The organism is Campylobacter sp. RM12647 (genome assembly GCF_020138135.1).
In the GTDB taxonomy this organism is placed as follows: Bacteria; Campylobacterota; Campylobacteria; order Campylobacterales; family Campylobacteraceae; genus Campylobacter_E.
In genome coordinates this window covers 60,515-86,716 of sequence record NZ_JACGAS010000002.1, presented here as the reverse complement: position 1 = coordinate 86,716, position 26,202 = coordinate 60,515, and the positions used below count along the sequence as shown (strand labels likewise).

The 26,202-nt window shown below is 27.1% G+C and carries 28 protein-coding genes; 23 read left to right on the top strand and 5 right to left on the bottom strand.

The genetic code is table 11. The features are described 5' to 3' along the window. Positions 1 to 297 precede the first annotated feature (297 nt). The 18 genes from AVBRAN12647_RS01385 to AVBRAN12647_RS01300 all read left to right on the top strand — a co-directional run bounded on the left by AVBRAN12647_RS01385 (position 298) and on the right by AVBRAN12647_RS01300 (position 15,286). Entirely contained in the window at positions 298 to 1,785 is a 1,488-nt protein-coding gene (locus AVBRAN12647_RS01385; protein ID WP_214150590.1) for a flavocytochrome c, read from the top strand. After that, on the top strand, positions 1,786 to 2,130 hold the full coding sequence (locus AVBRAN12647_RS01380) for a cytochrome c3 family protein (RefSeq protein WP_336614583.1): 345 nt from the start codon (positions 1,786 to 1,788) through the stop codon (positions 2,128 to 2,130). Then, on the top strand, positions 2,127 to 2,642 hold the full coding sequence (locus AVBRAN12647_RS01375) for a cytochrome c3 family protein (RefSeq protein ID WP_336613730.1): 516 nt from the start codon (positions 2,127 to 2,129) through the stop codon (positions 2,640 to 2,642). The genes AVBRAN12647_RS01380 and AVBRAN12647_RS01375 overlap by 4 nt, the downstream gene beginning before the upstream one ends. Then, entirely contained in the window at positions 2,639 to 3,298 is a 660-nt protein-coding gene (locus AVBRAN12647_RS01370) for a response regulator transcription factor (protein WP_336614582.1), read from the top strand. The genes AVBRAN12647_RS01375 and AVBRAN12647_RS01370 overlap by 4 nt, the downstream gene beginning before the upstream one ends. After that, entirely contained in the window at positions 3,261 to 4,892 is a 1,632-nt protein-coding gene (locus AVBRAN12647_RS01365; protein ID WP_336614581.1) for a sensor histidine kinase, read from the top strand. The genes AVBRAN12647_RS01370 and AVBRAN12647_RS01365 overlap by 38 nt, the downstream gene beginning before the upstream one ends. Beyond that, complete coding sequence (locus tag AVBRAN12647_RS01360; RefSeq protein WP_336614580.1) at positions 4,885 to 6,117, top strand: FAD-binding protein; 1,233 nt, start codon at positions 4,885 to 4,887, stop codon at positions 6,115 to 6,117. The genes AVBRAN12647_RS01365 and AVBRAN12647_RS01360 overlap by 8 nt, the downstream gene beginning before the upstream one ends. A 44-nt stretch (positions 6,118 to 6,161) precedes the next feature. Next, positions 6,162 to 6,515, top strand: coding sequence for a diacylglycerol kinase (locus AVBRAN12647_RS01355; RefSeq protein WP_214115834.1), 354 nt, complete (start codon positions 6,162 to 6,164; stop codon positions 6,513 to 6,515). Next, a complete protein-coding gene (locus tag AVBRAN12647_RS01350) occupies positions 6,512 to 7,237 on the top strand; it encodes a Nif3-like dinuclear metal center hexameric protein (RefSeq protein ID WP_336614579.1) in 726 nt (241 codons plus the stop codon). Before AVBRAN12647_RS01355 ends, AVBRAN12647_RS01350 begins: the two co-directional genes overlap by 4 nt. Positions 7,238 to 7,246: 9 nt before the next feature. Further along, positions 7,247 to 7,951 (top strand): zinc ribbon domain-containing protein, encoded by a 705-nt coding sequence (locus tag AVBRAN12647_RS01345; protein ID WP_214115832.1) that lies wholly within the window; start codon positions 7,247 to 7,249, stop codon positions 7,949 to 7,951. A gap of 17 nt (positions 7,952 to 7,968) precedes the next feature. Next, on the top strand, positions 7,969 to 9,099 hold the full coding sequence (locus tag AVBRAN12647_RS01340) for a glycosyltransferase N-terminal domain-containing protein (protein WP_336614578.1): 1,131 nt from the start codon (positions 7,969 to 7,971) through the stop codon (positions 9,097 to 9,099). Then, entirely contained in the window at positions 9,086 to 9,844 is a 759-nt protein-coding gene (locus tag AVBRAN12647_RS01335) for a pseudouridine synthase family protein (RefSeq protein ID WP_214115830.1), read from the top strand. The genes AVBRAN12647_RS01340 and AVBRAN12647_RS01335 overlap by 14 nt, the downstream gene beginning before the upstream one ends. Positions 9,845 to 9,991: 147 nt before the next feature. Further along, positions 9,992 to 10,435, top strand: coding sequence for a 3-hydroxyacyl-ACP dehydratase FabZ (gene fabZ, locus AVBRAN12647_RS01330; RefSeq protein ID WP_214115829.1), 444 nt, complete (start codon positions 9,992 to 9,994; stop codon positions 10,433 to 10,435). After that, the gene (gene lpxA, locus AVBRAN12647_RS01325; RefSeq protein WP_336609418.1) at positions 10,432 to 11,223 is read left to right on the top strand and encodes an acyl-ACP--UDP-N-acetylglucosamine O-acyltransferase; all 792 of its coding nucleotides are present in this window, start codon (positions 10,432 to 10,434) and stop codon (positions 11,221 to 11,223) included. Before fabZ ends, lpxA begins: the two co-directional genes overlap by 4 nt. Continuing rightward, positions 11,213 to 12,427 carry an ATP-dependent Clp protease ATP-binding subunit ClpX gene (gene clpX, locus AVBRAN12647_RS01320; RefSeq protein ID WP_214115827.1) on the top strand — a complete coding sequence of 405 codons (1,215 nt, stop codon included), beginning with the start codon at positions 11,213 to 11,215 and terminating at the stop codon, positions 12,425 to 12,427. The genes lpxA and clpX overlap by 11 nt, the downstream gene beginning before the upstream one ends. Then, positions 12,424 to 13,461: a rod shape-determining protein gene (locus AVBRAN12647_RS01315; RefSeq protein ID WP_214115826.1), complete on the top strand. Its 1,038-nt coding sequence runs from the start codon at positions 12,424 to 12,426 to the stop codon at positions 13,459 to 13,461. The genes clpX and AVBRAN12647_RS01315 overlap by 4 nt, the downstream gene beginning before the upstream one ends. Then, on the top strand, positions 13,454 to 14,224 hold the full coding sequence (mreC, locus tag AVBRAN12647_RS01310) for a rod shape-determining protein MreC (RefSeq protein ID WP_214120317.1): 771 nt from the start codon (positions 13,454 to 13,456) through the stop codon (positions 14,222 to 14,224). The genes AVBRAN12647_RS01315 and mreC overlap by 8 nt, the downstream gene beginning before the upstream one ends. An 86-nt stretch (positions 14,225 to 14,310) precedes the next feature. Further along, on the top strand, positions 14,311 to 14,688 hold the full coding sequence (locus AVBRAN12647_RS01305) for a TM2 domain-containing protein (RefSeq protein ID WP_336614577.1): 378 nt from the start codon (positions 14,311 to 14,313) through the stop codon (positions 14,686 to 14,688). A 4-nt stretch (positions 14,689 to 14,692) separates the two neighbouring features. Continuing rightward, entirely contained in the window at positions 14,693 to 15,286 is a 594-nt protein-coding gene (locus AVBRAN12647_RS01300; RefSeq protein WP_336614576.1) for a hypothetical protein, read from the top strand. A gap of 19 nt (positions 15,287 to 15,305) precedes the next feature. Here the strand turns inward: AVBRAN12647_RS01300 and AVBRAN12647_RS01295 are convergent, their stop codons facing one another. The 5 genes from AVBRAN12647_RS01295 to AVBRAN12647_RS01275 are packed head-to-tail and all read right to left on the bottom strand — an operon-like array spanning position 15,306 to position 18,893. After that, on the bottom strand, positions 15,306 to 15,539 hold the full coding sequence (locus AVBRAN12647_RS01295) for a hypothetical protein (RefSeq protein WP_214120319.1): 234 nt from the start codon (positions 15,537 to 15,539) through the stop codon (positions 15,306 to 15,308). Further along, on the bottom strand, positions 15,536 to 16,468 hold the full coding sequence (gene trxB, locus AVBRAN12647_RS01290; RefSeq protein WP_239803408.1) for a thioredoxin-disulfide reductase: 933 nt from the start codon (positions 16,466 to 16,468) through the stop codon (positions 15,536 to 15,538). Before trxB ends, AVBRAN12647_RS01295 begins: the two co-directional genes overlap by 4 nt. 59 nt (positions 16,469 to 16,527) lie before the next feature. Further along, entirely contained in the window at positions 16,528 to 17,967 is a 1,440-nt protein-coding gene (locus AVBRAN12647_RS01285; protein ID WP_336614575.1) for a phosphoethanolamine transferase, read from the bottom strand. Beyond that, a complete protein-coding gene (locus AVBRAN12647_RS01280; protein WP_214115806.1) occupies positions 17,930 to 18,184 on the bottom strand; it encodes a hypothetical protein in 255 nt (84 codons plus the stop codon). The genes AVBRAN12647_RS01285 and AVBRAN12647_RS01280 overlap by 38 nt, the downstream gene beginning before the upstream one ends. Then, on the bottom strand, positions 18,174 to 18,893 hold the full coding sequence (locus AVBRAN12647_RS01275) for a TerC family protein (RefSeq protein ID WP_214115805.1): 720 nt from the start codon (positions 18,891 to 18,893) through the stop codon (positions 18,174 to 18,176). The genes AVBRAN12647_RS01280 and AVBRAN12647_RS01275 overlap by 11 nt, the downstream gene beginning before the upstream one ends. A gap of 61 nt (positions 18,894 to 18,954) precedes the next feature. On the opposite strand from AVBRAN12647_RS01275, the gene aspA reads away from it, so the two are divergent. The 5 genes from aspA to lysA all read left to right on the top strand — a co-directional run bounded on the left by aspA (position 18,955) and on the right by lysA (position 26,202). After that, complete coding sequence (aspA, locus tag AVBRAN12647_RS01270; RefSeq protein ID WP_336609594.1) at positions 18,955 to 20,355, top strand: aspartate ammonia-lyase; 1,401 nt, start codon at positions 18,955 to 18,957, stop codon at positions 20,353 to 20,355. A 154-nt stretch (positions 20,356 to 20,509) separates the two neighbouring features. Beyond that, on the top strand, positions 20,510 to 23,491 hold the full coding sequence (gene ccsA, locus AVBRAN12647_RS01265; RefSeq protein WP_336614574.1) for a cytochrome c biogenesis protein CcsA: 2,982 nt from the start codon (positions 20,510 to 20,512) through the stop codon (positions 23,489 to 23,491). After that, a complete protein-coding gene (locus AVBRAN12647_RS01260; protein ID WP_336614573.1) occupies positions 23,488 to 23,928 on the top strand; it encodes a hypothetical protein in 441 nt (146 codons plus the stop codon). Before ccsA ends, AVBRAN12647_RS01260 begins: the two co-directional genes overlap by 4 nt. Next, the gene (locus AVBRAN12647_RS01255; RefSeq protein ID WP_336614572.1) at positions 23,929 to 24,972 is read left to right on the top strand and encodes an LptF/LptG family permease; all 1,044 of its coding nucleotides are present in this window, start codon (positions 23,929 to 23,931) and stop codon (positions 24,970 to 24,972) included. Between the two features lie 18 nt (positions 24,973 to 24,990). Further along, positions 24,991 to 26,202 carry a diaminopimelate decarboxylase gene (gene lysA, locus AVBRAN12647_RS01250; RefSeq protein WP_336614571.1) on the top strand — a complete coding sequence of 404 codons (1,212 nt, stop codon included), beginning with the start codon at positions 24,991 to 24,993 and terminating at the stop codon, positions 26,200 to 26,202.

Here is a 26,202-nt window from a genome sequence, read left to right as displayed (position 1 = left end):
CGGATATTATTTTTTATTACAAAATAATGTTTTAACAATATAAGCACTAAATACTAGATATTTTTATAAGATTTTCATTAATTATTTTATACTTTTAAAAACTATTAAACAAATCTAGAAATTAAATTAATATCAAGATTTTAAATATTTTATAGATAATATATCATTTCTATAATTTAAAATATTGATTATCTTAGACTTAAAATTTATATTAAAATCTTAAAAATAAATTTATATTTGACACTTTTTTGCCACTACATATTTTTATAATAAATTGATTTTTTAGAAGGAGTATAGATGTTATCAAGGAGAAATTTTATAAAAGGAGTAGCAGGAGTTGGCCTTAGTGCACCTTTAGCATTAAACGCTAATGATAATTTAGGAAAAGACATAAAATTTGATGAAATAGCTGATGTTATTATAATCGGAAGTGGTGTGAGTGCTCATATTTGTGCTGCTTATTTAGTAAAGAATAAAATTGATGTTTTAATGATTGAAAAGATGGATAGAATTGGTGGTAATTCTGCTTTATCTCAACAAGATTTTGCTGTTCTTAATTCAGATTTACAAATTAAAGCTGGCATAAAAGATAGCGAAGAATTATTTTTAAATGATTTAAATAAAGCTGGAGCTGGATATAATCATTTAGAACATTCTTTAAGAATTATAAGAAATTCAAATGAAGCATATGAATTTGCTAAAAGTTGTGGGGTCAAATATGCTGATAAGCTTAAGTTTTTAGGTGGTCATAGTGTTGCTAGAAGTGTTGAAACTATTGGCGGTGGCGGTGCTTGTATTAGCACTTTAAATGAATTTTTTATAAAACATAATGGAAAGATTAAAAACGAAACTAAATGCGATGAAATCATTCAAGATGAAAGTGGTAAAATAATTGGCGTAAGCGTTAGAGAAAATTATAGATTTAATAGAAATCTAGCAAATGATGATAGAGAGAATTTAAGTGGAGATAAAAAACACTATAAAGCAAGGCTTGCGGTAGTTTTTGCAACAGGTGGATTTAGCCGTGATATTGAGTTTAGAAGTATAGTAAATCCTAGATTAAGACTAGCAAAAAGCCCTTCAAGTTTAGGTCAGACTGCTGGTGCATTAAAACAAATGTTAAAGGTAGGAGCAATCCCAACTCAATTAGCACTTAGTAGATTTTCTTTTGGAATTCCTACAGAAGATTTAATTTATGGGATTATGGTTGATTGCAATGCTAAAAGATTTTTAAATGAAGATGGGGATAGACAAGGTTTATCAAATAAAATCTTAGCTCATATGGAAAAGATTAACACAACAATTTATCCAATAATTATTTTTGATAGCACAGGATTTGCTAATTCGCACGACCCTAATAGAATGCAAAGTTTTATTACTGCAGGGAAAATGAAGAAATTTGATAGCCTAAGTGATTTAGCTAATAATTTTAAGCTTAATGAAAATGATTTATTAAAGACAATGCAAGATTATGAAACAGGCATTTCAAATAATAAAGATGAGTTCAAAAAAGATTTAAGTAAGATTAAAAATTCTAGTATGAGCAAAGCACCTTTTTATGCAATGACAGCTGCACCAGGTCTTAGTTATACTCCAGGTGGTGTTTATGCTGATATAAATATGAGAGTTTTAAATATTAGTAACTATGAGCCAATTAAAGGGCTTTATGCGATTGGTGAGGCAACTGGTGGTGTTCATGGACAATCAAGGCTTACTAGTTGTTCTATTCCTGATTGTATGACTTCAGGAATTGCTTGTGCGAAAGATATTTTAAAAGGAGTATAAATGCAAAAATTATTAATGATTTTGATATTAAGTATTTTTGCATTAGGCAATGAATTTTCAATAAAACCACACCATGTTGATGTGAAATTAAAATGCACAGATTGTCATAAAGAAGCAAATGAAAAAGATTATAAAGCACTTGATTCTAATTCATGTCTAAGTTGTCATGGGAGTAAAGAGAAATTAGCAAAAAGGCTTGATTTTTTAAAAGGTAAAAACCCGCATAATAGTATTCATGATAATGCGAATTTAAATTGTTACACCTGTCATAATGAGCATAAGCCATCATTTAATATGTGTAATACTTGCCATAATACTAAAACTTGGATGAGGGAGATAAAATGAAAAAAACTATTATTTTTGTTTCATCTATTGTGGTTTTAACTTTAATTTTTGTATTTTTATCTCATAAAGCTATACAAATGACTGGCGATGATAAATTTTGTGCGAGTTGTCATGTAATGCAACCGATGAAGGAAGCTTATATTACAGATGTTCATGGTGGTAATAATAATTTAGGTATTAAAGCAAATTGTGTAGATTGTCATTTGCCACATGATAATATAGTAAATTATCTAAGCACAAAAGCTTATAATGGCATTAAAGAATTTAGTATCACTGCTATTGGAGCTGATGAAAAGATAGATTGGTATGAAAAACTCAATCATAAAAAAGATTATGTTTATGATAGTGGATGCTTAAAATGTCATCAAGATATTACTAAAATTAATTCTAAAAATGAAATGCAAAATACAATGCATAAAAGATATTTAGATTACGCAAATGAATTAAAATGTGTAAGTTGTCATACCCATGTAGGTCATGATGGTTTAAGGGGTAAATTAGATAAAAAATGAAAAAATACACAATTTTATATGCAGAAGATGATTTAAATCTAGCAAGTCAAGTGATTGATTTGCTAGAACTACTTGATTTTAATGTGCTTTATGCTAAAGATGGCTTAAGTGCTTTAGATATATATTTCGCTAAAAAGCCTGATATATTATTACTTGATATTTCTATGCCAAAACTTGATGGTTTAAATTTATTAGAAAATATAAGAAATTCTGATAATAAAATTCCTGCTATTATGATTACAGCTTTAAGCGATAAACAAACTTTATTAAGTGCAGTTGAGCTTAATATTTGCAAGTATTTAATAAAACCTTTTGATAGGATTAAACTTGAAGATGCTTTAAAAAAGGCTATAAAAAGTATTAATAATAAAATTAAATTAAGCAATAATATATATTTAGATATTGATTTAAATGAGTTATTAGTAAATGATGAGATTATTAAGCTTAGCAAAAAAGAATTTTTATTGCTTGAAATTTTGTTAAAAAGTAGTCCTAACATTGTAGATATTTATAAGATTTGCGATTATGTATATAATGATTATGATGTAAGTTCTGATGCTATTAAATCACTCATTAAAAATCTTAGAAAGAAATTAGGCGATAAAGGTATAATTCATAATGCAAATTCTCGTGGATACTATATCAAAATTACTTAATATAAGCATTCGCAAAAAAGCTTTTATATTTGTTTTAACTTTGATTATTTTTTTATGTTTTATTTTGAATTTTTTATATATTTCTTGGCATAAAAATTATTTATTTCAAAACAAAAATAGTTTTAATGATAGGTTTATTTATTTTTATAGTGATTTTTTAAATAATTTATTAAACAATACGCTTAGTATTAGTTATGAATTTAGTTCTAATTTAGATTATTTAAAAAATGATGAAAAGCTAAATAAATTAAATAAATTATTTTTAAATCTAAGCTCAAATGAGGCATATTTAAAGGATATTAAATTATTTATTTTAAAAGAAAATATTTGCATAGAAAAAGATAAAATAAAATTAAATTGCCAATATGATTTTAATAATCAAACAGATATTTTACTTAGATTAAATACCGAACCAGTTTATTTAATTAATTTAAAAATAAATGAAAATTATGCGATTACTTATACAATAAGTGCAAAAAAATTATTAGATAATTTAAAAATTCAAGATGATTTTTTAGCTGCTTTAAAGTATGAAAATGAGTATTTTTATAATGAATTTGATTGGCAAAATAAAACTAAACTTTTAACAAATGATGAAGATATAATTAAATTAGATGATAAATATTATTTAAGTAATGAAATTATTTTAAATGATAGATTTTTAATATTGATTAAAAAAGATATTACAAAAGATTATAAAACTCATTTACATATAATAAAAAAGGCTTTTATAATTAGTGTGATTTTGGTATTTTTTGCTTTTATTGGGGTATATTTTGTTTTAGGATTTTTAATTAATAAATTATTAAAAACTGAAGAAAAACTAAGAAAATTAAATGCAAATTTACAAGAAGAAGTAAAAAATCAAGTTGAAATAATTAAGGCTAAATTAGATGAAAATACACAAAAAGAGCAATTGCTAAATCATCAATCAAAATTAGCTGCATTAGGTGAAATGATAGCTTGTATAGCTCATGAATATAGACAGCCATTAGCAACTTTAGGTGCAATTTCTAGTTATCTTGAGATTAGTTTAGAAAAACAAAAAATTGATGATAAGTTTCATCAAAAATTAAAAGAGATAAATCCTATTTTAAATTATATGTCAAAAACTATTGATGAATTTTATGATTTTTATAAGACAAAGCAAGAAAAAAGCTCTTTTTATGTTTATGAAGCTATTTTAAATTCTTTAACGATTTGTAATGCAAGCCTTACAAGGAATGCAATTAATACTACTTTAAGACTTGATAAGAATTTAAAAATAAATTCATATAAAAATAGTTTAGCTCATGCAATAATCAATCTCATTACAAATGCAAAAGATGCTTTAGTTAATATAAAAAATCCTTATATTATAATTAATCTTTATGCTTATAAAAATAATATTTACATTAGTATAAAAGATAATGGAATAGGGGTTAAAAAGGATTTAGAAGAAGAAATTTTTAAACCTTATTTTAGCACGAAAAATGGTTCAGGGCTTGGGCTTTTTATGATAAAAAATATTTTAAATAGTGAGTTAAATGCTGATGTGTTTTTAAAAACTAGAAAAATTGGAGCTAATTTTTATATTAGGATTGCTTATGAATGAGTTGTTTTGTTTAATTGTAGGTAGTGGTATTAGTGGTTTAACATTGGCGAATTTATTGGTTAAACAAGATATTTTATTAATTGAGCAAGATGATGAATTAGGCGGAGCTAAGAGTTATTTAAATTTTGCTGCTAGTAATTCATCTTTTCAACAACTAGCAAATATAAAAGATGATAAATTTTATGATGATTTGATTTCTTATTCAACTAATTATGCTGATTTTACTTTATTAAAAGAGCTTAGTGAAAAATCAGCACAAGCTACTCAACTTTTAAAAAGTTTTGGGGTTGAATTTGAATTAGCTATATTAAATAGCTTAAATCATTCAGTTCCTAGAGAATTACACCCTTTAAAAAATGCTAAAGAAAGTGTGATAAATCCATTAATCAACAGATTGCTTAGTAAAAATGTAAATATATTAACTAAGGCTAAATTAATTGATTTTGATAATGGTATTGCAAGTATTTTACATAAAGATGAAATCATAAAAATTAAGGTTAAAAATATAGCTTTTTGCACTGGTGGATTTGCAAACGATAAAGAATTTATAAAAATTCATTATCCACTAGCTTATTATGCTAAAACTATGTCTAAGAACAATTCAAATTCCTTAAAGATTTTATTAAAAAATGGAGCAATCCCAACCCAATTAAGTCTAATGAGATTTGCTTTTGTTTTGCCTATGGATATTTTTAAATATGGAATTTTAATTAATTCTGATTTTAAAAGATTTGTTAGAGAAGATAGCTCAAGGCAAGATTTAGCAATAGCGATTTTAAATGAAATTAAAAATAATAAATTAGTTAAATTACTCCTAGATAATCACGGAATAAATTATATAAATGATATAAGTATATTTTACAAATACTATTCTTTAGAAGAAATTGATAAAAGATTAATTAATTGCGTTGATGAATACAATAGCTATTTTAGTAATAGGATTGATAAATTGGGTAAAAATCTTAATAATATTTCTATTAAAGCAATTAATAAGCCTATGTTTTATTTGGCTAATGTAGATGTTTATTTAAACTATACTTTAGGTGGGGTTAAATCAGATATATTTTCAAGAGTAGTTGATATAGATACTAATACAGCTAAGAATAATATGTTTGCTATAGGAGAAGTTAGTTCTATGTTTGGAGAAGCAAGGCTTAGTGGAGCTGCTAGCATAGCTTGTGTTGTATTTGCTATGAATGCTAGTAAATTTATGCTATCAATTTGAAAGTATTAATAATTTTTTTATAATCTAGCTAAATAGGAGAAAATATGAAGAAGAAATACTCATTTTTTAAAAACGCAAGTTATGCTTTAGCAGGGGTTAAAAGAGCTTTAAATGAAAGTGCTTTTAGGATAGAATTTGTAATAGGAATTTGCTTTATTTTATTTGCTTTATTTTATCCTTTTTCTTTATTTGAAAAGGCATTTTTAATAGGTGTTATTATTTTAGTATTTGCTGCTGAATGCTTTAATACTTCTATTGAGAGCGTTGTAGATTTGGCAACTTCAAAATACCATAAACTTGCAAAAGATGCAAAAGACTTAGGCTCTGCTGGAGTATTTTTTACTATTTTAATAGCTGTTTTAACTTGGCTTAGCGTTTTATATAAGGAATTTTTATGAAAATAAGTGAGGTTTATAAGATTTTAGATGAATTAAGCCCTTTTAATACTCAAGAAATTTGGGATAATAGTGGGTTAATTTTAAGTAATGATGATAGTTGCGAAAGGATTTACCTTAGCCTTGATTTAGATTTTAATCAAGTAAAATCATTTTTATCAAATTCATTGATTATTACTCATCATCCTTTGATTTTTAAGGGTATTAAAAGTATTAAAAATGATTATGCTGGTAATATTTTAAAAGAATTAATCAAAAAAAATTGTGCTTTAATTTCTATGCATACGAATTATGATTTAAGTCATTTAAATAGATATTTTTGTGAAAAGTTTTTAGGCTTAGAAATAATTGAAAGCGATGGGTTTTTAGCTTATGCTAAGAATAATTTTAAAGATATTTATGAATTGGCTGATTTTTTAAAGGCTAAATTAAACTTAAAAAAAATATCAATATCTTTAGCAAAAGAAATAATTCAAACTGATTTAATAGGAATTTGCACAGGTTCTGGAATTTCATTGGCTAGTGAGCTTAAGAGTAATATATTTTTAACAGGAGATATTAAATATCACGACGCTTTAGCTCTTAGTGAAAATAATATAAGTTTAATTGATATTAAGCATTATGAAAGTGAGATTTGTTTTGCTAATTCTTTAGCGAGTAATTTGCAAAAATTACCGATAGAGATTATAATCAGCTCTTCAAAAAATCCATTTTTAGAGTATTAAGGACATACTATGAATAAACACCTATCACAATTAGTAGAGCTTTCTAAATTAGATAAAGAAATAGATAGTTTTTTACCACAAATTGAAAGTGCTAAAAGAGAAGCGAACAATTTAGAAGATAAAATTAAAAGTCTTGAGAATAAAAATTCAAAATTAGAAGAAAGCATAAAAGAAATTAGTGAGAGTAAAGTAAAAGTAGAAAATCACATAGCTCAATTTTCAACAAAAATCAATGAAACAGCTAAAAAAATTGCTTTAGTAAAAACAGAAAAAGAAGCAAATGCTTTAAAATTAGAAGAAGAAATCGCAAGAGAGCAATTAGAAGCTGCAAATGAAGAAATATCAAAATTAGAAAAAATAGTAGATAATAAAAAAGAAGAAATTAAAGAAAATCAAAAAGAAATTACTAAATTAAATGATGATTTAACTATAGCAATAGCTAATCAAAAATCAGCACTTGATGCTATTGAAGAAAAAAGAAAAGAAATTTATGTAAGAAAAGATAAGTTAGCTAGCGAAATTGATAGCAAAGTTTTCGGATTTTATGAAAAAATTAGAAAATGGGCTAAGAATACTGCAGTAGTTCCTGTTAAAAAACAAGCTTGCTATGGTTGTTTTATGCAACTAAATAGCAAAACTTTTAGTGCAGTTTTAAAAAGTGAAGAGATTAATAACTGCCCACATTGTGGAAGAATTTTATACATAGAAGAGTAATTTTTATAATTTAAAAAATGTATTTTTTTTATATTCTTGTTTCTATTTTAATTTATCCTTTATTCTTATTGGTTTTAATTCCTTTAAGTTTTAAGGATAAATATTCTAAACTTTATCAAAAATTTTTACCATTCAAAAAGCATAAAATAGCAGATATTCATTTTCATTTTGCAAGTTATGGAGAAGCTGTCGCTTTAGGCGATTTGATTAAATATTATAAAAATAAAGGTTTTAAAATATTACTTACTTGTTCATCAAAAACAGGACTTATGAAAGCAAAAGAATTTGATGATAATGCTTTTTTACTACCTTATGAACCATTATTATATTTATGGCTTAAACCTGCTAAGACTTTAATAGTATTTGAAGCAGAATTATGGTTGGCTTTACTTAAAATATATAAAGATTTTGATAAAAATACTATTTTATTAAACGCTAGAATGAAAGAAAATAGCTTTAAAAATTATAAAAAATTTAGTTTTTATTATGCAAAAATATTTTCATATTTTGATTTAATTCTTACTCAAAGTAATGAAGATAAAGAAAGATTAGAATATTTTAATGCTAAAAATATAGAAGTTTTTACAAATATAAAGATTACAAATAAGCCAATAGTTACTAAGCAATTAAGCAAAAATAAAGAAATAATTTTAATTGCAAGTACTCACGAAAATGAAGAAGAAATAATTCTAAATAAGCTAGATAAAAATTTCTTAAAAGATAAATGTCTAATAATAGCACCAAGACACCCTGAAAGATTTCACAAGGTTGAAAAATTGCTTAATAATAAGGGTTTTAATATTGTAAAATATAGCAATGATTGTGATGGATATTTAAAAAGTGAAGTATTTTTGCTAGATACTTTAGGAGAATTGATTAATTTTTATTCAATTAGTGATTATGTGATTTTGGGTGGTTCTTATACTAAAATAGGCGGACATAATTTCGCCGAAGCTGCGTTTTTTGGCTGCAAAATCACTTCAGGAACTAATGTATTTTCTCAATATTCAAGCCTAAAATGTATAGAAAATATAAAAATTAGTGATGATATTGATTTTACAAATGTTAAAAATGCTAAAATCAAAAACGAATATACTTTCAACGCATTATGCGAAATATTAGATAGGAAAATAAATGAAACAAGATAAAGCATATAAATTATTAGCAATTCAAGAAGGAATTTCAAATTCAGCTGCTAAAGAATTAATAGATTTAGGTTTAGTAATGCACGGGGGCAAAAGATTAGAGATTGCAAGGGGTCTTATGCCTGTTAATACTATTTTTAAACTTGCAAAACCAGAGCTTAGCGTATTGTTTGAAGATGATAATTTATTAGCTATTAATAAGCCAATTGGTATTGCGAGCGAACATATTAAAAATAATTACACTCTTTTAAATAGACTTGATAAGGATACAAGTGGCATTGTATTATTTGCTAAAAATGAAGAGTTTTTAAAGGCTGCAAAAAACGAATATAAAAAAGAAAAAGTGCAAAAACTCTACCTAGCAATTACTAATAAAATCGTAAGCGAAGGAATGGAGATTGATGAGCCAATTTTAACCATAAAAGGCAAAAGTGCATTTAGCAAAATTAGTAATAGCGAAAACGCAAAATACGCTTATACTAAAATAGAGCCTTTAATTATAGAAGGCAAAAAAACCTTATTAAAAGTGCAAATTGCAACAGGTAGAACCCATCAGATAAGAGTTCATTTAAATAGCGTTGGGCTAGGAATTTTAGGCGATGTTAAATATAGTAAAATAATTAGCTCAAGGCTGATGCTTCATTGTGCTAGGACAAAAATATTTGATTATGATATAAAAACTCCTATGCCAAATGATTTTCATAAAGACTTTGAATTAAAAGGGCTTAATTTAGACTTTTTATTTTAATTTTTAATGCTTTTAAGATAGTTTTTATTTTAAAAGCATTGGAATTTTATAAATTATACTTTACCAACGATAAAGCTTATAATTATTACACTTTGTTTAATTGCTGAAATTAAAATAAATCCCTTTAAGCATAGTAAAGGAATAATAATGTTAGATGTAATGCAAATTCAAGAAATTTTACCACATAGACCACCATTTTTGTTAGTTGATAAAATCACAGAAATCAATCTTGATGAAGGTTATGTATTAGGTTATAAAAATGTTAGTATAAGTGATCAAGTATTTGCAGGACACTTTCCAGGTCATCCGATTTATCCAGGAGTTTTAATATTAGAAGGAATGGCTCAAACGGGTGGAATTTTAGCTTTTCAAAGTATGAAAGATAGTGTTGATCCTAAAAGCAAGGTAGTATATTTTACAGGAATGGAAGAAGTAAAATTCAAATCACCAGTAAGACCAGGCGATAAATTAGTATATAAAATGAGCGTTGTTAAAAATCGTGGAGCAATGTGGGTGTTTAGTGGCGAGGCTTATGTAGATGATACATTATGCACTCAAGCAATTTTAAAAGCGATGATAGTAGATAAATGATTTCAGATTTAGCAATAATAGAAAATGGTGCAAAAATAGGCAAAAATGTTAGCATTGAGCCTTTTGCATATATAGGAAGTAATGTAGAAATTGGTGATAATTGCATTATTAAAAGTGGTGCAAGAATTTTAGGAAATACAAAAATAGGAAATAATTGCAAGATTTTTTCTTATGCTATTTTAGGTGATATTCCACAAGATATTTCTTATAAAAACGATGATTTTTCAGCTTTAATAATAGGTGATAACACAACTATTCGTGAGTTTTGCACTATAAATTGTGGCACACAAAAAGGCGATGGATACACAAGAGTTGGAAATAATAATTTCATAATGGCTTATGTTCATATTGCACACGATTGCACCTTAGCTGATAATATAATTTTAGCAAACAATGTAACCTTAGCAGGGCATGTTGAAGTTGGCTCATTTAGTGTGATTGGCGGACTTACTCCGGTTCATCAATGGGTTAAAATAGGCGATTATTGTATGCTTGGAGGTGCTTCAGCATTATCTCAAGATTTACCACATTTTTGTCTAGCTGAAGGTAATCGTGCTTATGTTAGAAGTCTTAATTTAGTAGGGCTTAGAAGACATTTAGAAAAAGATAAAATAAATGAATTAAGTGAAGCATTTAGTAAGATTTTTAGAAGTAAAACAGGGCTAATTAGCGATAGAGCAAAAGCTTTATATGAGAGTTCAAATTCTGCCGAAGTTGTTAAATTATGCTCGTTTATTTTAAATACAAAGCGTGGAATTCCAGTGAAAGGAAATGATAATGAGCAATAATATTTGTAGTTTTTGTGGCAAATCTTATCCGTTTGACCTACTTTCAAATGGTAAAAATAATACAATTTGTCCTACTTGTGCTGGTGTTATATTTAAAATGTATGATGCTAAAAATAAAGAATTAGCAGTAGATGAGGTAGCTGATAGTTTAAAAGATATAAGTTCAAAAGCTTTAAAATCTCATTTGGATAATTATGTAATAGGTCAGGATAGAGCAAAAAAGGTTTTAAGCGTAAGCGTTCATAATCATTATAAAAGGCTTATGAGTAATGCTGATGAGAGTGATGTAGAATTAGCAAAATCAAATGTTTTATTAGTAGGACCTACAGGAAGTGGTAAGACACTTTTAGCTCAAACTATGGCAAAAGCACTTGATATTCCTATAGCAATTTGCGATGCTACGAGTTTAACTGAAGCTGGGTATGTAGGAGAAGATGTTGAAAATATCTTAACAAGACTTTTACAAGCAGCTGATTATAATGTTGAGCGCGCAGAATGTGGGATAATTTTCATTGATGAAATTGATAAAATCGCAAGAAAGGGAGAAAACCGCTCAATTACAAGAGATGTAAGTGGAGAAGGCGTTCAGCAAGCATTGCTTAAGATAATAGAAGGTAGCGTTGTAAATGTCCCACCACAAGGCGGTAGAAAACACCCAAATCAAGAATTTATTCAAGTTGATACTTCAAATATTTTATTTATTTGTGGTGGTGCTTTTGATGGAATTGAAGAGATTTTAAAGCAAAAGCAAGGCGAGAATGTAATGGGTTTTGATACTACTAGCGTTAAACTTAGTGAAGATGAATTGTATTCGCATATTGAGCCTGATGATTTGATTAAATTTGGTCTAATTCCTGAATTAGTTGGAAGATTGCACGCAATTGCAAGTCTTAATGAAATTAGCGAAGAAGATATGGTAAGAATTTTAATTGAGCCAAAAAATTCAATAATCAAGCAATATCAAAAGATTTTTGAATTTGATGGTGTTAAATTAGAATTTGATAAAGACGCACTTTTAGCTATTGCTAAAAAAGCTCTTGATAGAAAAACAGGAGCAAGAGGTCTTCGTGGGATATTAGAACAATTATTACTTGATTTAATGTTTGATTTAGATAAATATGAAGGTTATGAAATCGTTATAAATAAAGATTTTGTTAATGGCGAAGGCGATGCTATTTTTTTAAAAATTAAGGATAATAAATGATACTAGACCATTTAATAGGGTTATTTTCAAGTGATATGGGTATTGATTTAGGCACAGCAAATACTCTTGTATTGGTAAAAGATAAGGGTGTAGTAATTGATGAGCCAAGTGTTGTAGCAGTTCAACATACAAAATATGGAAAGAGCAAAATTTTAGCAGTTGGTAAAGAAGCTAAAGAAATGCTAGGCAAAACTCCTAGCGATATTCAAGCAATTCGCCCTATGAGAGATGGGGTTATAGCTGATTTTGATATGACTGAAAAAATGATTAGATATTTTATTGAAAAAACACATAAAAGAAAGAGTTTTTTACGCCCTAGAATATTAATATCAGTTCCTTATGGTCTAACTCAAGTTGAAAGAAAAGCAGTTCGTGAAAGTGCTTTGAGTGCTGGTGCAAGAGAAGTGTATTTGGTTGAAGAGCCAATGGCTGCAGCAATTGGTGCAAATCTTCCCGTGCAAGAGCCTGTAGGCTCATTAGTAGTTGATATTGGTGGTGGAACTACTGAAATAGGAGTTATTACTCTAGGTGGTCTTCATACTGCAAAAAGTATTAGAACAGCAGGAGATAAGCTAGATAGCTCAATTGTAAATTATGTAAAAGAAAAATACAATCTAATAATAGGCGAAAGAACTAGCGAAGATATTAAAATCCAAGTTGGTTCAGCTATTCAATTACCTGAAGAATTAACTATAGTTGTTAAAGGAAAAGACCAAGTAAAAGGGCTTTTAAGTAAGGTTGAGCTAAGTAGTGAAGATATTCGTGAAGCTATAAAAGAGCCTTTAAAAGAAATTGCTGATGCGCTTAAGTTCGTATTAGAAAATACAAAACCAGAACTTGCAGGCGATATTGTAGAAAATGGTATAGTGCTAACTGGTGGTGGAGCATTAATCCGTGGAATTGATAAATATTTAAGCGATATTGTAAAATTACCTGTTTATGTTGCTGATGAACCACTTCACGCAGTAGCAAGGGGAACTGGAAAAATACTTGAAGAGATTTCTTTACTAAGACAAATAGTAAATGATGAATAAATTTAAATTATTACTCCTAATATGCGTTTTGCTTACATCTTCTTATTATTTTGTAGCAGATGTTAAAAATGCTGTTTTAGGGGTTAATGATTTTGTTTTAAATAAGCTTTATAATGCTTATGATTACACCAAACAAAATATTACTAAATATTTTAATCAAGTAAATCAGATAGATGAATTAAGCACAGAAAATAAAAAGCTAAAACAATACAAATTCTTATATGATAATTTAGTTATAGAATATAACAATCTTGCAAAAGCCCATAATCTTAAAAAATATGAATTTGAATTAGCCTTAACTAGGGTATTATCTTATGAAAAAATTGGAAGTTTAACTAAATTTTGGATGAGTTATGATGGTATAAAGCCTGATATTACTTATGGTTTGATATATGATAATAATGCAGTGGGGATTATGTATTCAAATAATAATAGAGCTTATGCACTTAGTTTAAATGATGAAAAATGTGTTTTTTCTGTGGTTGTTGGGGAAAATAAAACCCCTGCTATTTTACAAGGTAGTAAAAATTCAATTTATGTTAATTTCGTTACTGATTATAAAGAATTAAATATAGGAGATTTGGTTTATACGAGTGGAAAGGATTTGATTTTTCCAGAGGGTATTTATGTTGGAAAAGTAGTAAAAATCATAGATGAAGCTGGGTATAAAAGAGCTATTTTAGAAGATACAAAAACTCTTAGTCCTTATAGATATGTTTATATGGTAAGTGCTAAAGAGAACTCACAAGAAATTAAAAATTAAAATCTTAAATTATTTTTTATTAATTTACCCTTTGTTAATAGGGGGGGGGTGTAGAATAATTACTTCATTTTAAAAAAGGAGTAATTATGGATAAGAGTTCCATTTTAATGTTGCTTGATAATAAAATTTCAAGCGAGCAAAAGTTTATGCTAAATGATAAACTTGATAATTTAAGCGAAGAAAAATATAAAAACCTTCCACTAATCTCGTTAAAAAGCCCAATTTTAGCAGCAGTTTTAGGATTTTTCTTCGGAGTTTGGGGTGTTGATAGATTTTATCAAGGAAATATGCTTTTAGGATTTTTAAAAATAGGTCTATTTTTAATAGGCTTGGCTTCGACACTTATATTTATCGGAGTTTTTATTTTATGGGCTTTATATATTTATGTATTAGTTGATATATATTTTGTATATAAAGCAGTTCAAAAAGACAATTACACAAAAATATTACAAATAATAGGATGATTTTATGAAAACAGATTTTTTAATTTCTAACAAAGGTAAAGAATTAATCAAAAACGAAGAAGAATTAAGAGTAAAGTTGAGTGAATTTGTAGGAGAATTGCCAAATGCTGCAATAGTTGATGAGTTAAGCAATGCAGCAAAATACTATACAAATAATGGCGAATCAAATACAGCAAGATATTCTTTTAGACTAAAAGATATATGTCTTCCTACATTGTTGTTTAGTTATTTTAGCTATGCGTTGCGTTCTATGTGGATTTATGCAGGAATTGTTTATGGGGCAATTGTGGTTTTATCGTTTTTTGGTTATTTTTATTTTAAACCAAAGGGCTTATCAAATTCTTTTGATTTTTCTTATATTAGTTATGTTTTAATTTATGTAATTATCAGCGTTTTAACAAGCGCAACTTATAGATATTTTTTATTAAAAGAATTTTTCACTAAATACGAGCTAACGCCTATTAGCAAACCTAGAAAACCCATAAATATCTTAATAGCTGTTGGATTTATTATTGCTTTATTATTAGTTATAAAATTAATTAGCCTTTTTATTGTAGGTGCTAGTGTGATGGCTATTGGTGGTGTAACTAGATGGTGAGAATAGGAATTTAAAATTCCTATTTTATATAGCTTAAAGATTTTTTAAGCTTTTTTAATCTTTCTAAATCTTTATGCTTTAATTTTAATAAAGTTTCAATTAATTGAGTATGCAAAGCTTGTAATTCTACTAATTCATCTTTACTTAGAGTATCTAGCCAATTGCTATTTATTTTATCTTCTAGCTCATTGGCTAAACTTTCTAATTCGTAAAAATCTTCATTAACTAATGCTAATTTGATTTTAGTTATCAATGTTTGCTCTCTAAATATGAAATTACGCCTAAAGCAGCGTTAGCACCATCAGCCGCAGCACAAACAACTTGTCTTGGAGCATCTACTCTTAAATCTCCTGCAGCAAACAAGCCTTCAACACTCGTTCTCATTTTTAAATCAACCTTAACAGCATCTCCTACCATTTCGCATAAAAATGAGCCATCAGTTTGTTTTAATACTTCATTTCTTACATCAAGTCCTACGAAAGTAAATATCCCTGGAACTGCTAAATCTTTTTTACTGCCATCATTAAATACTATTTTAACCCCAGTAACTCCAGCATTATCTCCTACAACTTCTTCTACTTTAGCATTTAAAATAAACTCAATTTTTTCATTTTTCTTAGCTCTTTCAACGGTTGATGGAGCTGCACGAAAACCTTCTCTTCTGTGGATTAAATATACTTTAGAGCATAGATTAGCTAGATAAAGTGCTTCTTCAAGTGCGGTATCTCCACCACCTAAAACTGCTACTTCTTTTTTTCTATAAAACGCACCATCGCAAGTTGCACATGTGCTTACTCCACGACCAAAAAATTCATTTTCGCCTATAAAACCAGCTTTTTTAGGAGCTGCTCCTGTGCAAACTATAACAGCTTTAGCATCTTCGCTTGAATTATCAGAGAAAATTATTTTAAAATTCTCGCCATTTTTTTCAACTCTAATTACTTCTTTTTGCTCAATTTTTAGACCAAATCTAGTGCTTTGCTCACTCCAAGGTGCCATAAAGCTAATTCCATCCATTACGGTTGCAACGCCTGGGTAATTCTCCATCTCACTTGAGCTTGTGATTTGTCCGCCTGGCATAAATTTTTCATACATTACAACATTTTTAAGCCCACCACGAGTTGCATATAATCCCGCACTAAGACCAGCAGGGCCACCACCAATAATAGCTAAATCTAACATTTTATCTCCTAATTAATAATTTTTATTATTTAATAATAACTTTATTAAGTTAATCAAGTTTAAAATTTATTATACTTTAATTCGTTACCAAACAATCTAATTTTGTCTTTTTTATAATCACTTCTAAGTGGGCTTAAATAACTTTTATATTCAATAGGATAAATTCCTGTAATATCACAAATTAAATGTATTAAATCATCGCTCATAAAAGGCAAATCTTTAGCTTTATTTAAATCTTTTAATAGTTTTTTATGATTTTCTTTAAAAGAATTTGAATAAAGGATTATAAAAGGTATTTCAGCAGTAATTTTACCTAAAATATGCCCTAAAACAGATTTACTTTTATCATCATATAAGCTTTCAGCATGGTCACTTAAATAAATTATCAAACTATCATCATTTTTAAATATATCATAAATATTTTGGATTATATAATCAGTATAAAGTATGGAATTATAATATTCTGCTATGCTTTTTTTATCGCTTATATTAGTTTTAATATCGCTTTCATTAAATTTTGCAAATTCTTTAGGATAGCGTTTTTTGTAATTTCCGTGATTTCCTAAAAGATGAATTACTATGAAATTATTATCACTTAATTTTAGGTTTTTAATAATAGGCAATAAAACCCCATCATATTTTGCATAACTTAAAGTATCGCTAGAGCTCATATATTTATTTGTAAAATAAGAAAAATCACTCATAATACCAACACTAGCAGCATTATTTCCCCATTCGCTAATATAGTCTTGATTAGATATCCAAAAGGTTTTGTAATTTGCTAATTTGAATAAATTAATAATGTCTAAATTCTCATAAAATTTTCTTTCACTTAAATTATCTAAATTAGCAAAATTAAGCAATACACTCATTACCGGATTTGTAGAAGCATAAGGGGCAATAACATCAGAATAAATTATTTTATTTTTTATATTTATTAGATTAGGTGTGGTGTTTAATCCTTGCCCGTAGTCTTGATAAGCACTTCTTCTTGAGCTTTCTCCTATTATTAAAACTATATTTTTTATGTTTTCATTAGCTTTTAATTTTTCGTGATTATTAGCAATTTTTAAATAACTCTCTTGCATTATTTTAGAATTAATCAAAATATCATCTGTATAAATTAATTCTTTATTAAATTTAATAAAAGGAATATTTATATATCTACTAAAATCATATTTAATAGCTCTTCTTAAATCATTCCCAAAGCACACTACGAAGATTAAAATAATAAAAGCTATGTTTAATTTGTTATTTATCTTTATATTTATTTTAATTTTTAATAAAAATAAAGCCACAATCATAAAAATTAAAATTCCAAAGAATTTAAAATTAATATATATTGATACAAACTCAATACTTTCAGCCATATTTGTATTTAAAAATGCTTCTAAGAAACTTGGATTTAAAAAATTATTAAAATTAATTACTAAAAAAGATTGAATAAAGATTACAAAGAAATTATAAATTATTAAAAATCTTAAAATACCCCCCCCCATAAGGGATTTTAGATTTTAGAATATAGATTAGAAAATATACAAATAAGATTATAAAAATTAGTGTAACTGAAGTAGATTTTATATATTTTAAATCTTGAATAATGCCTTGATTTATAATCTTATTAGAAAACAATACTAAGCAAAAAATATTGCTTAGTGTAAAATATAAAAATATTCCAAAATGCTTTAAAACAAATTCAGTAAAATTATTTTTCATCTTTAGCCTTTTTTTGCAAGATATTTAGGGTTGTATTTACTATACTAAATGCTAAAGCAGTATAAATATATGCTTTATTTATATGAATATTTAAACCTTCAACTATTAAAACGCCACCAACTAAGACTAAAAATGTTAAAGCTAGAGTTTTTAATTCTTGGAATTTTTCTACTAAATCTCCAATCCATTTACTAGCAATCATCATAAACATCATAGCAATTATTACAGCTAATATCATAATACTAAGCTCATCAGCAATTCCTACCGCAGTAATTACACTATCTAAAGAAAAAATTATATCAATTAAAGCAATTTCAATTATTACAACAAAGAAATTTGAACTAGCCTTAAAATTACTATTATCACTATGCTCGTTTTTTTGCATTGATATTAGTTCTTTAATTGATTTAATTATTAAAAATATTCCCCCACCAATTAAGACAATATCTCTACCGCTAAAATCTTGACCTAAGATATTAAATAAAGGTTTTGTAAGTTTAACAAGCCAAAAGATACTAAATAAAAGTGCTATACGAGTTAGCATAGCAAAACCAAGTCCTAAAATACGGCCTTTATTTTGAAGGTGTTTTGGTAATTTACTTACTAAAATAGTAAGAAAAATAATATTATCTATACCTAAAACTATCTCAAGTAATACTAAAGTTACGAAAGATAATATGCCTTCTGAAGTGAAAATCCATTCAAACATAATTGTCCTTTTTATTGATTAAAAAATGCTATCCTAACCGAAATTTTTTAAAGGAGATTAAATGAGATTAGAACACGATTTTTTAGGTGAACTTGAAATTGCTGATGATATTTATTATGGAGTTCAGACCTTAAGAGCAGTGCAAAATTTTGACATTTCAGGAAAGCGTTTAAAGGACTTTCCAAGACTAATTATATCTTTTGCGAAAGTAAAAAAAGCAGCAGCTTTAGCTAATTATGAATTAGGCTTAATTAATGAAGAGATTAAAAACGCTATTTGTTTTGCTTGTGATGAATTAATAGCTGGAAAATATAAAGACCAATTCGTTGTAGATATGATACAAGGTGGTGCAGGAACTTCTACAAATATGAATGCAAATGAAGTTATAGCAAATATTGCGTTAGAAAAATTAGGGCATAAAAAAGGTGAGTATGAGTATTGCCATCCAAATGACCATGTGAATTTATCTCAAAGCACAAATGATGCTTATCCAACATCTTTAAGAGTTGCTTTATATGATTATTTAAGCGATTTAATGAAAGCTATGAATTATTTAAAAGCAGCTTATGAAAGAAAAGCAATTGAGTTTAAAGATATTATAAAAATGGGAAGAACCCAACTTCAAGACGCAGTTCCGATGACTTTAGGAAGAGAATTTAAAACTTTTGCTGTAATGCTTGGCGAAGATATACAAAGAGTTAGCGAAGCAAGAAGCTTAATTTTAGAAATTAACTTGGGTGCAACTGCTATTGGAACAGGAATTAATTCTCATCCTGATTATCCACCAATCGTTGCAAAACACCTTCAATACATAACAGGTGCAAATTTTGTAATAGCAGATGATTTAATAGAAGCTACACAAGATACAGGAGCTTTCGTTCAAATTAGTGGAGTTTTAAAAAGAGTTGCAACAAAATTAAGTAAAGTTTGTAATGATTTAAGATTGCTTTCTAGTGGCCCAAAATGTGGTTTAAATGAAATTAACTTACCAAAAATGCAACCAGGCTCATCAATTATGCCAGGTAAGGTAAATCCAGTTATCCCTGAAGTAGTAAATCAAGTGTGTTATTATGTAATTGGTGCTGATGTTAGCGTTACTTTAGCTTGCGAGGGCGGACAATTACAATTAAATGTATTTGAACCACTTGCAGCATATAGTTTATTAAATAGTATTTGTATGCTTGAGCGTTCTATGAAGACTTTAGCTGATAAATGTGTAGATGGTATCACAGCAAATAAACAAATATGCGAAGATTTTGTGATGAATAGTATAGGAATTGTAACCGCACTAAATCCTTATATAGGTTATGAAAATAGTGCAAGTATTGCAAAAGTTGCATTGCAAACGGGTGCAAGAGTTTATGATTTAGTTTTAGAGCGTAAATTAATGGATAAAGAAAAGCTTGATAAGATTTTAAGTCCTGAGTTTATGTTAAAGCCACATATGGGAGAAATTAAATAATATTTTGAAATAGGAATTTTAAATTCCTATTTCTTTAAAAAGTAATAGATAATAATTTAATCTAAATAATAAAAATTATTATTTATTGCTTTTGTTTAAATTTAGCTAATTTTTTTTAGTTAAAATTTATCTTTAACAATCACAAGGAATAACAATGTATAAGATGATATCAAGTATGAAATTAAGCATAATTTTGTTTTTGTTGTTTGCTTTTGCTAGTGGTTTAGCAACTTTTATAGAAAGCAAATATGGAACTCCTACAGCTTGGGCTTTAATATATGCTAGCTGGTGGTTTGCTGCTATTCAGGTATTGCTAGGAATTAATTTATTTTTTGCAATATTTAGATATAAAATGTATGAAAAATTACCGCTTTTTATATTCCATCTTAGTTTTTTATTTATGCTACTTGGCTCGGCACTTACTAGGTATTATGGATTTGAAGGATATATTCATATAAGAGAAAATGAAACTTCAAATATAGTAAGCTCAAGAGAAGCATTTTTTAGTATTTCTGCTATGAAAGATAATAAATACTATTCAAGAGATGAGTTTAAATATATAAGCGTAATAGGTCATAATGATGTAGATATTAACTTAGATTTAGATGGCAAAATAGCTAATTTAAAATTAGAAAAAGTTATTTTACACGCAAAACCAGCTTATAAAGAAGAAATAGGCGGAAAACCTTTTGTGTTATTAAATGTTTCAGGAGAGCAAGGCTCAAGTGCATTAGCCCTTGATGAAGGTAGATTTGTTGTATTAGGAGAAGTTGTAATAGCAAATAAAAAAACTATTTCAATGAATGCTAAGCTTTTAGAATTTAACGAAAACAAAATTAAAGCGAATTTTGATTTAGAAATATTTGATGTTAAAAATAAGAAAAATATAAAATTATTAGCTGATAATGAATTTAGCCTTGATGATGGAATGGTAATTTCATTTGAAAATTACAAAATTGGATTTGATAAATTTTACAAAAACGGCGTTAAATACTACGAAGATAGCAAAGATAGCGAGTATCCAAATGCTTATTTAGTAAAAGTAACTTATGATAATGATAGTTTATACGCATATTTATTTGAAGGAGAAGGGCAAAAAATCACTCTAGCAAATCAAACTTTTAGCATATCTTATACTGCTAAATTACTTGAATTACCATTTAGCTTTACTTTAAACAAATTTGAATTAGAGCGTTATATGGCTTCAAATTCTCCGAAATCTTATGCAAGTTATATTAGAATAAATGATGATGAAAGTAAGGATTATAAGATTTATATGAATAATGTATTAGACCATAAAGGTTATAGATTTTATCAAAGCTCATACGATAAAGATGAGCTAGGAACTATTTTAAGTGTAAATCAAGACCCAGGCAAAATACCAACTTATATTGGATACTTATTATTAGGTATAGGATTATTTTTAAACTTAATTTACAAAAACTCACGCTTTATGATTTTAACAAAACGCTTAGCAAAAATGAGTTCATTAGTGCTTTTACTTAGTGCTTTAACTCCGCTTTTACATTCTGATGACATTAATGAAGCTATAGATAATGCTAATAAAAATCTAGCCCCAGTTAGCCTAGAAGAGCATGTAAAAGAATTAAGCGTTTTACCAGTTCAAAAAGACAATGGAAGAATAGCTCCATTTGGCTCATTAGCACTTGATTTAGTAAATAAAATTCATAAAACAAGCACTTATCAAGGCAAAGATGCAACAGAGCTTTTAATATGGATTATGAGTGATTTTAAAGACTTTTCTAAAGAAAAATTTATTTATCTAAGCAATCAAGAAATAAGAGATTTTTTAAATCTTGGCAAGGGTAAATATGCTAGTTTTTATGATTTTTTTCCAAATAATGTATATGCTTTAAAAGATGAAGTAGATAAAGCTTTAAGAACCAATCCAAACAAGCGTGGAACTTATGAAAAAGAATTATTAAAAGTTGATGAGCGTTTAAATCTTTTATATTATGCTTCTTTAGGTGGTTATGTAAGAGCTAGTTTTGAAGATGGTAAAGCTTTAAATGTCTTAGAAACTAGCAAACCTGATTTAAAAGCTTATTTTTTATCATTAATAAATGCAAATAAAGACAATAATTATGCTTTAAGCTCAAAGATTTTAAATGAGATTAAGGCAAGTCAAGGAACTAATATTGATGAAGCAAAATTTAAATTAGAAATTGCTTTTGATAAGGTAGGGATTTTTACAAAATTAAGCCCTGTTTATTTATTAGGTGGTTTGGTGCTATTAATTTTAGTATTTTCAAGAATGATTAGTGGTAAAACAAGTCTAAAAACTGCCTTTAAAATAGTTTATTATCTAAATATTTTAGTTTTCATAGTTCATACAATTGCACTTGCTATTAGGGGATATTTAAGTGGCCATGCACCTTGGTCAAATTCTTATGAAAGTTTATTGTATATTTCTTGGGCATTAAGCTTAAGTGGTATTGTATTTTCTAAAAAAAGTCCTATTTCATTATCACTTACATCAATTCTTGCAGCTATTGTTTTAATGGTAGCTCATCTTAGTTCAATTGACCCACAAATAGGCAATCTCGCACCTGTTTTACAAAGTTATTGGCTAACAATTCATGTTAGTATCATAACTGCTAGTTATGGATTTTTAGGTCTATGTGCTTTACTTGGAATTTTTGTATTAGTTTTATTTATTATGTTAGGAAAAAATAAAAAGCTAAATGAAAGAATAAAATCAAATATAAAAGAAGCTACAATGATTAACGAAATGGCTATGATTTTAGGCTTATCGTTGCTTACTTTAGGCAATTTCTTAGGTGGTGTTTGGGCTAATGAATCTTGGGGAAGATATTGGGGCTGGGATAGTAAAGAAACTTGGGCTTTAGTATCTATTTTAGTTTATGCTGCAGTTTTACACATTAGAATGATTAAAGGAATAAATAATCAATTTACATTTGCAGTATGCTCTATGTTTGCATATTTGAGTATTATTATGACTTATTTTGGAGTGAATTACTTTTTAACAGGTATGCACTCATATGCTGCAGGAGAAGCTGCTAGCGTGCCTATTTATGCTTACATTAGCGTAGGAGTTATGGCGTTATTAGCGATTGTTGCAAGTAAAAATAAAAAGGAAGCAGAACTTTTATGAGAGATAATGTATTTATAATTGTCGGTGTAGTAGCTTTTTTAGTAATTATTGCTCTAGTTTTTTATTTTATAATCAAGAGCTCAAAAAATAAAGAAAATCAAATTCTTACACAAGAAAAGCAAGAAGTAGTCAAGAAAGTAAATGCTTTAGATGATTTGATAAAAGCAGCAAAGAGTGCAAAAACTCCAGCTGCTTTAAATAAAGTAGTTTTAGCGTTTTTACAAAGTCAAAGTCTTGAAAATAGAACAAGTCTTACAACTTTAAGTGAAGATACTAAAAAAAAATTAGGATTTATTAGTGTTGTTTGTGCTAACAAATGTGCTGAAGCAAAATTAATTGCTTTTTTAAATCACGAATTGGGTAAAAAATATCCAAGTTACAAAAGAGAAATAGATTTATATGAGAATTTAGGACTTGCAAGAAGAAGGATGAAGTAATTGAATAAACTTTATTTTAGGTATCTTGCTAGCCTTTATCTTAAAAATTGTTTAATTTTTATTATTGCTTTTGTAGGATTTTATTTATTTATAGATATTTTAATTAATTATAAAAAGCTGCATTTAAATACTAATATATTCTTATTATATATTGTATATACAATGCTTACAGCTTTTTATTATATATTGCCAATAGCTTTAATACTTGCTATGATTTTTACAAAAATATCTCTTATTAAAAAAAATGAATTTATAGCGTTTTATTCTTTAGGGCTTAGCAAAAACGCAAGTGTTAAACCTATAATGTTTATAAGTTTAATAATAAGTTTTATCGCAATTTTTTTAAACTATACAAATATTGCTTATGCAGAAAACTATAAAAGCAATATTTTAAAATACGGATATTTAAGCAAAGAACAAATGGATTTGTTTTTTAAATATCAATATGATTATATCTATATAAAAAGTTATGATAAATCTACAATGAATGATATTAAAATTATCAAAAAAACAAACAATGAAATATCTAAAATCATCTTAGCAAAAAGAGCAAATTTTATTGATAATAATTGGGTTTTAGAAGACGCAAAAGTTATGGAATTTAAATTAGGAAATAATTTTGATGATACCTTTATAATTAATCAAAATTTAGAAAAAGAAATGATTTTAAAAGATTTTAACCCAAGTTTGCTTGATAATTTAGGCACTGATGATAGTTCTTTAAAAGACGCATTTTTTTATCTTAATAATTTTGAAGCTAATAAAAACATAGCAAGAGCTAGTATTTATAAGCAAAGTATATTTTTATTATATGCTCCATTTTTTATGCTTATAATTTTTTACAATATTCCTATTATGCCAAGATATAATGATTTAAATATCTATGCTTTAACATATACAAGTTTATCTTTATTAGTTTATGGAGTTTTATTTTTGCTATTAAGATTTGCTAGTAATGGTAGTATAAATCCTGAACTAGCTATTCTTTTGCCAATAAGTATAATTATTGTATATTCATTAATGAAGTTTAATAAAAATAAGTGATTATAAAAGGAGCAAAAAATGGACTTTTTAAAACTTGCAAATGGTATTAATACACCTTTTTATTTGTATGATTTTAACGAGATTGAAAATAGATTTAATAGTATTAAAAAAGCATTTAGTGGAGCTAAAAATAATATTTTTTACGCGGTTAAGGCTAATTCAAATTTATCTTTATTAAAGTTTTTAGCGAATTTAGATAGTGGATTTGATTGTGTTAGTGCAAATGAGATTAGAAGAGCTTTAAAAGTAGGTGCTAAACCTTATAAAATAATTTTTAGTGGGGTTGGTAAAAGTGCAAGTGAATTAGAATTTGCAATAGAGCAAAAAATACTTTATATAAATGTAGAAAGTAGTGCTGAATTAGAGCTTTTAGAAAGTATTGCAAAGAGTAAAAATCAAGTAGTAAATATAAGTATTCGTGTAAATCCTAATATAGATGCAAAAACTCATCCTTATATTTCAACAGGTCTTAAAGAAAACAAATTCGGAGTTAGTCTAGATAATGCTAGGGCTATGTTTTTAAAAGCACATAAATCAGATTATTTAAATCCAGTAGGAGTTCATTTTCATATAGGTTCAAATATCTTAGAATTAAGTAGTATTATCCAAGCTGCTATTTTGGTAGAAAAATTTATAAAAGAGCTAAATACCGTAGGGCTAAATATTAAGTTTTTTGATATTGGTGGCGGAGTTGGTATTAAATACAAAAATGATGAAATCGAGCCTAATTTAGATGAGTTTGCACATATGATTAAAAATATTGCAAAAGCACAAGATTTGACAATTTGCTGTGAGCCAGGTCGTTATATTGTAGGAAATGCAGGTTATTTAGTAAGCAAGGTTTTATATGAAAAAATTAACGAAGGAAAAAGATTTGTAATATGCGATGCTTCTATGTGTGAACTAATTCGCCCAAGTTTATACGAAGCATATCACGAGATTTTAAGCTTTCCTAGTGTAAATAAGCTAAACGAAAGTAGTAAGGCTGATTTAGTTGGTGGAGTTTGTGAAAGTGGAGATTTCTTAGCAAAAGATATAGTTTTACCACCTTTAATGGCAAATGATTTAGTAGTTATTAAAAGTTCAGGAGCTTACGGATTTGTAATGAGCTCAAATTATAATTCAAGAACAAAGGTTGCTGAATATTCTTTATATAACAATGAGTTAAAATTAATAAATAAAGCTCAAAGTTTTGATGAATTAATAGCTAATGAATTATCTTGTTTGTGA

Bases quoted from the DNA above. Each gene is read 5' to 3' on its own strand.
- AVBRAN12647_RS01305 (WP_336614577.1), top strand. From the start codon at position 14,311: ATGGATAAGAGTTCCATTTTAATGTTGCTTGATAATAAAATTTCAAGC.
- AVBRAN12647_RS01340 (WP_336614578.1), top strand. From the start codon at position 7,969: ATGTATTTTTTTTATATTCTTGTTTCTATTTTAATTTATCCTTTATTC.
- AVBRAN12647_RS01345 (WP_214115832.1), top strand. From the start codon at position 7,247: ATGAATAAACACCTATCACAATTAGTAGAGCTTTCTAAATTAGATAAA.
- fabZ (WP_214115829.1), top strand. From the start codon at position 9,992: ATGTTAGATGTAATGCAAATTCAAGAAATTTTACCACATAGACCACCA.
- aspA (WP_336609594.1), top strand. From the start codon at position 18,955: ATGAGATTAGAACACGATTTTTTAGGTGAACTTGAAATTGCTGATGAT.
- AVBRAN12647_RS01370 (WP_336614582.1), top strand. From the start codon at position 2,639: ATGAAAAAATACACAATTTTATATGCAGAAGATGATTTAAATCTAGCA.
- AVBRAN12647_RS01385 (WP_214150590.1), top strand. From the start codon at position 298: ATGTTATCAAGGAGAAATTTTATAAAAGGAGTAGCAGGAGTTGGCCTT.
- AVBRAN12647_RS01375 (WP_336613730.1), top strand. From the start codon at position 2,127: ATGAAAAAAACTATTATTTTTGTTTCATCTATTGTGGTTTTAACTTTA.
- AVBRAN12647_RS01365 (WP_336614581.1), top strand. From the start codon at position 3,261: ATGCAAATTCTCGTGGATACTATATCAAAATTACTTAATATAAGCATT.
- AVBRAN12647_RS01360 (WP_336614580.1), top strand. From the start codon at position 4,885: ATGAATGAGTTGTTTTGTTTAATTGTAGGTAGTGGTATTAGTGGTTTA.
- clpX (WP_214115827.1), top strand. From the start codon at position 11,213: ATGAGCAATAATATTTGTAGTTTTTGTGGCAAATCTTATCCGTTTGAC.
- AVBRAN12647_RS01335 (WP_214115830.1), top strand. From the start codon at position 9,086: ATGAAACAAGATAAAGCATATAAATTATTAGCAATTCAAGAAGGAATT.
- AVBRAN12647_RS01275 (WP_214115805.1), bottom strand. From the start codon at position 18,893: ATGTTTGAATGGATTTTCACTTCAGAAGGCATATTATCTTTCGTAACT.
- AVBRAN12647_RS01285 (WP_336614575.1), bottom strand. From the start codon at position 17,967: ATGGGGGGGGGTATTTTAAGATTTTTAATAATTTATAATTTCTTTGTA.
- trxB (WP_239803408.1), bottom strand. From the start codon at position 16,468: ATGTTAGATTTAGCTATTATTGGTGGTGGCCCTGCTGGTCTTAGTGCG.
- AVBRAN12647_RS01350 (WP_336614579.1), top strand. From the start codon at position 6,512: ATGAAAATAAGTGAGGTTTATAAGATTTTAGATGAATTAAGCCCTTTT.
- mreC (WP_214120317.1), top strand. From the start codon at position 13,454: ATGAATAAATTTAAATTATTACTCCTAATATGCGTTTTGCTTACATCT.
- AVBRAN12647_RS01260 (WP_336614573.1), top strand. From the start codon at position 23,488: ATGAGAGATAATGTATTTATAATTGTCGGTGTAGTAGCTTTTTTAGTA.
- AVBRAN12647_RS01315 (WP_214115826.1), top strand. From the start codon at position 12,424: ATGATACTAGACCATTTAATAGGGTTATTTTCAAGTGATATGGGTATT.
- AVBRAN12647_RS01355 (WP_214115834.1), top strand. From the start codon at position 6,162: ATGAAGAAGAAATACTCATTTTTTAAAAACGCAAGTTATGCTTTAGCA.
- lysA (WP_336614571.1), top strand. From the start codon at position 24,991: ATGGACTTTTTAAAACTTGCAAATGGTATTAATACACCTTTTTATTTG.
- AVBRAN12647_RS01380 (WP_336614583.1), top strand. From the start codon at position 1,786: ATGCAAAAATTATTAATGATTTTGATATTAAGTATTTTTGCATTAGGC.
- lpxA (WP_336609418.1), top strand. From the start codon at position 10,432: ATGATTTCAGATTTAGCAATAATAGAAAATGGTGCAAAAATAGGCAAA.
- ccsA (WP_336614574.1), top strand. From the start codon at position 20,510: ATGTATAAGATGATATCAAGTATGAAATTAAGCATAATTTTGTTTTTG.
- AVBRAN12647_RS01280 (WP_214115806.1), bottom strand. From the start codon at position 18,184: ATGAAAAATAATTTTACTGAATTTGTTTTAAAGCATTTTGGAATATTT.
- AVBRAN12647_RS01300 (WP_336614576.1), top strand. From the start codon at position 14,693: ATGAAAACAGATTTTTTAATTTCTAACAAAGGTAAAGAATTAATCAAA.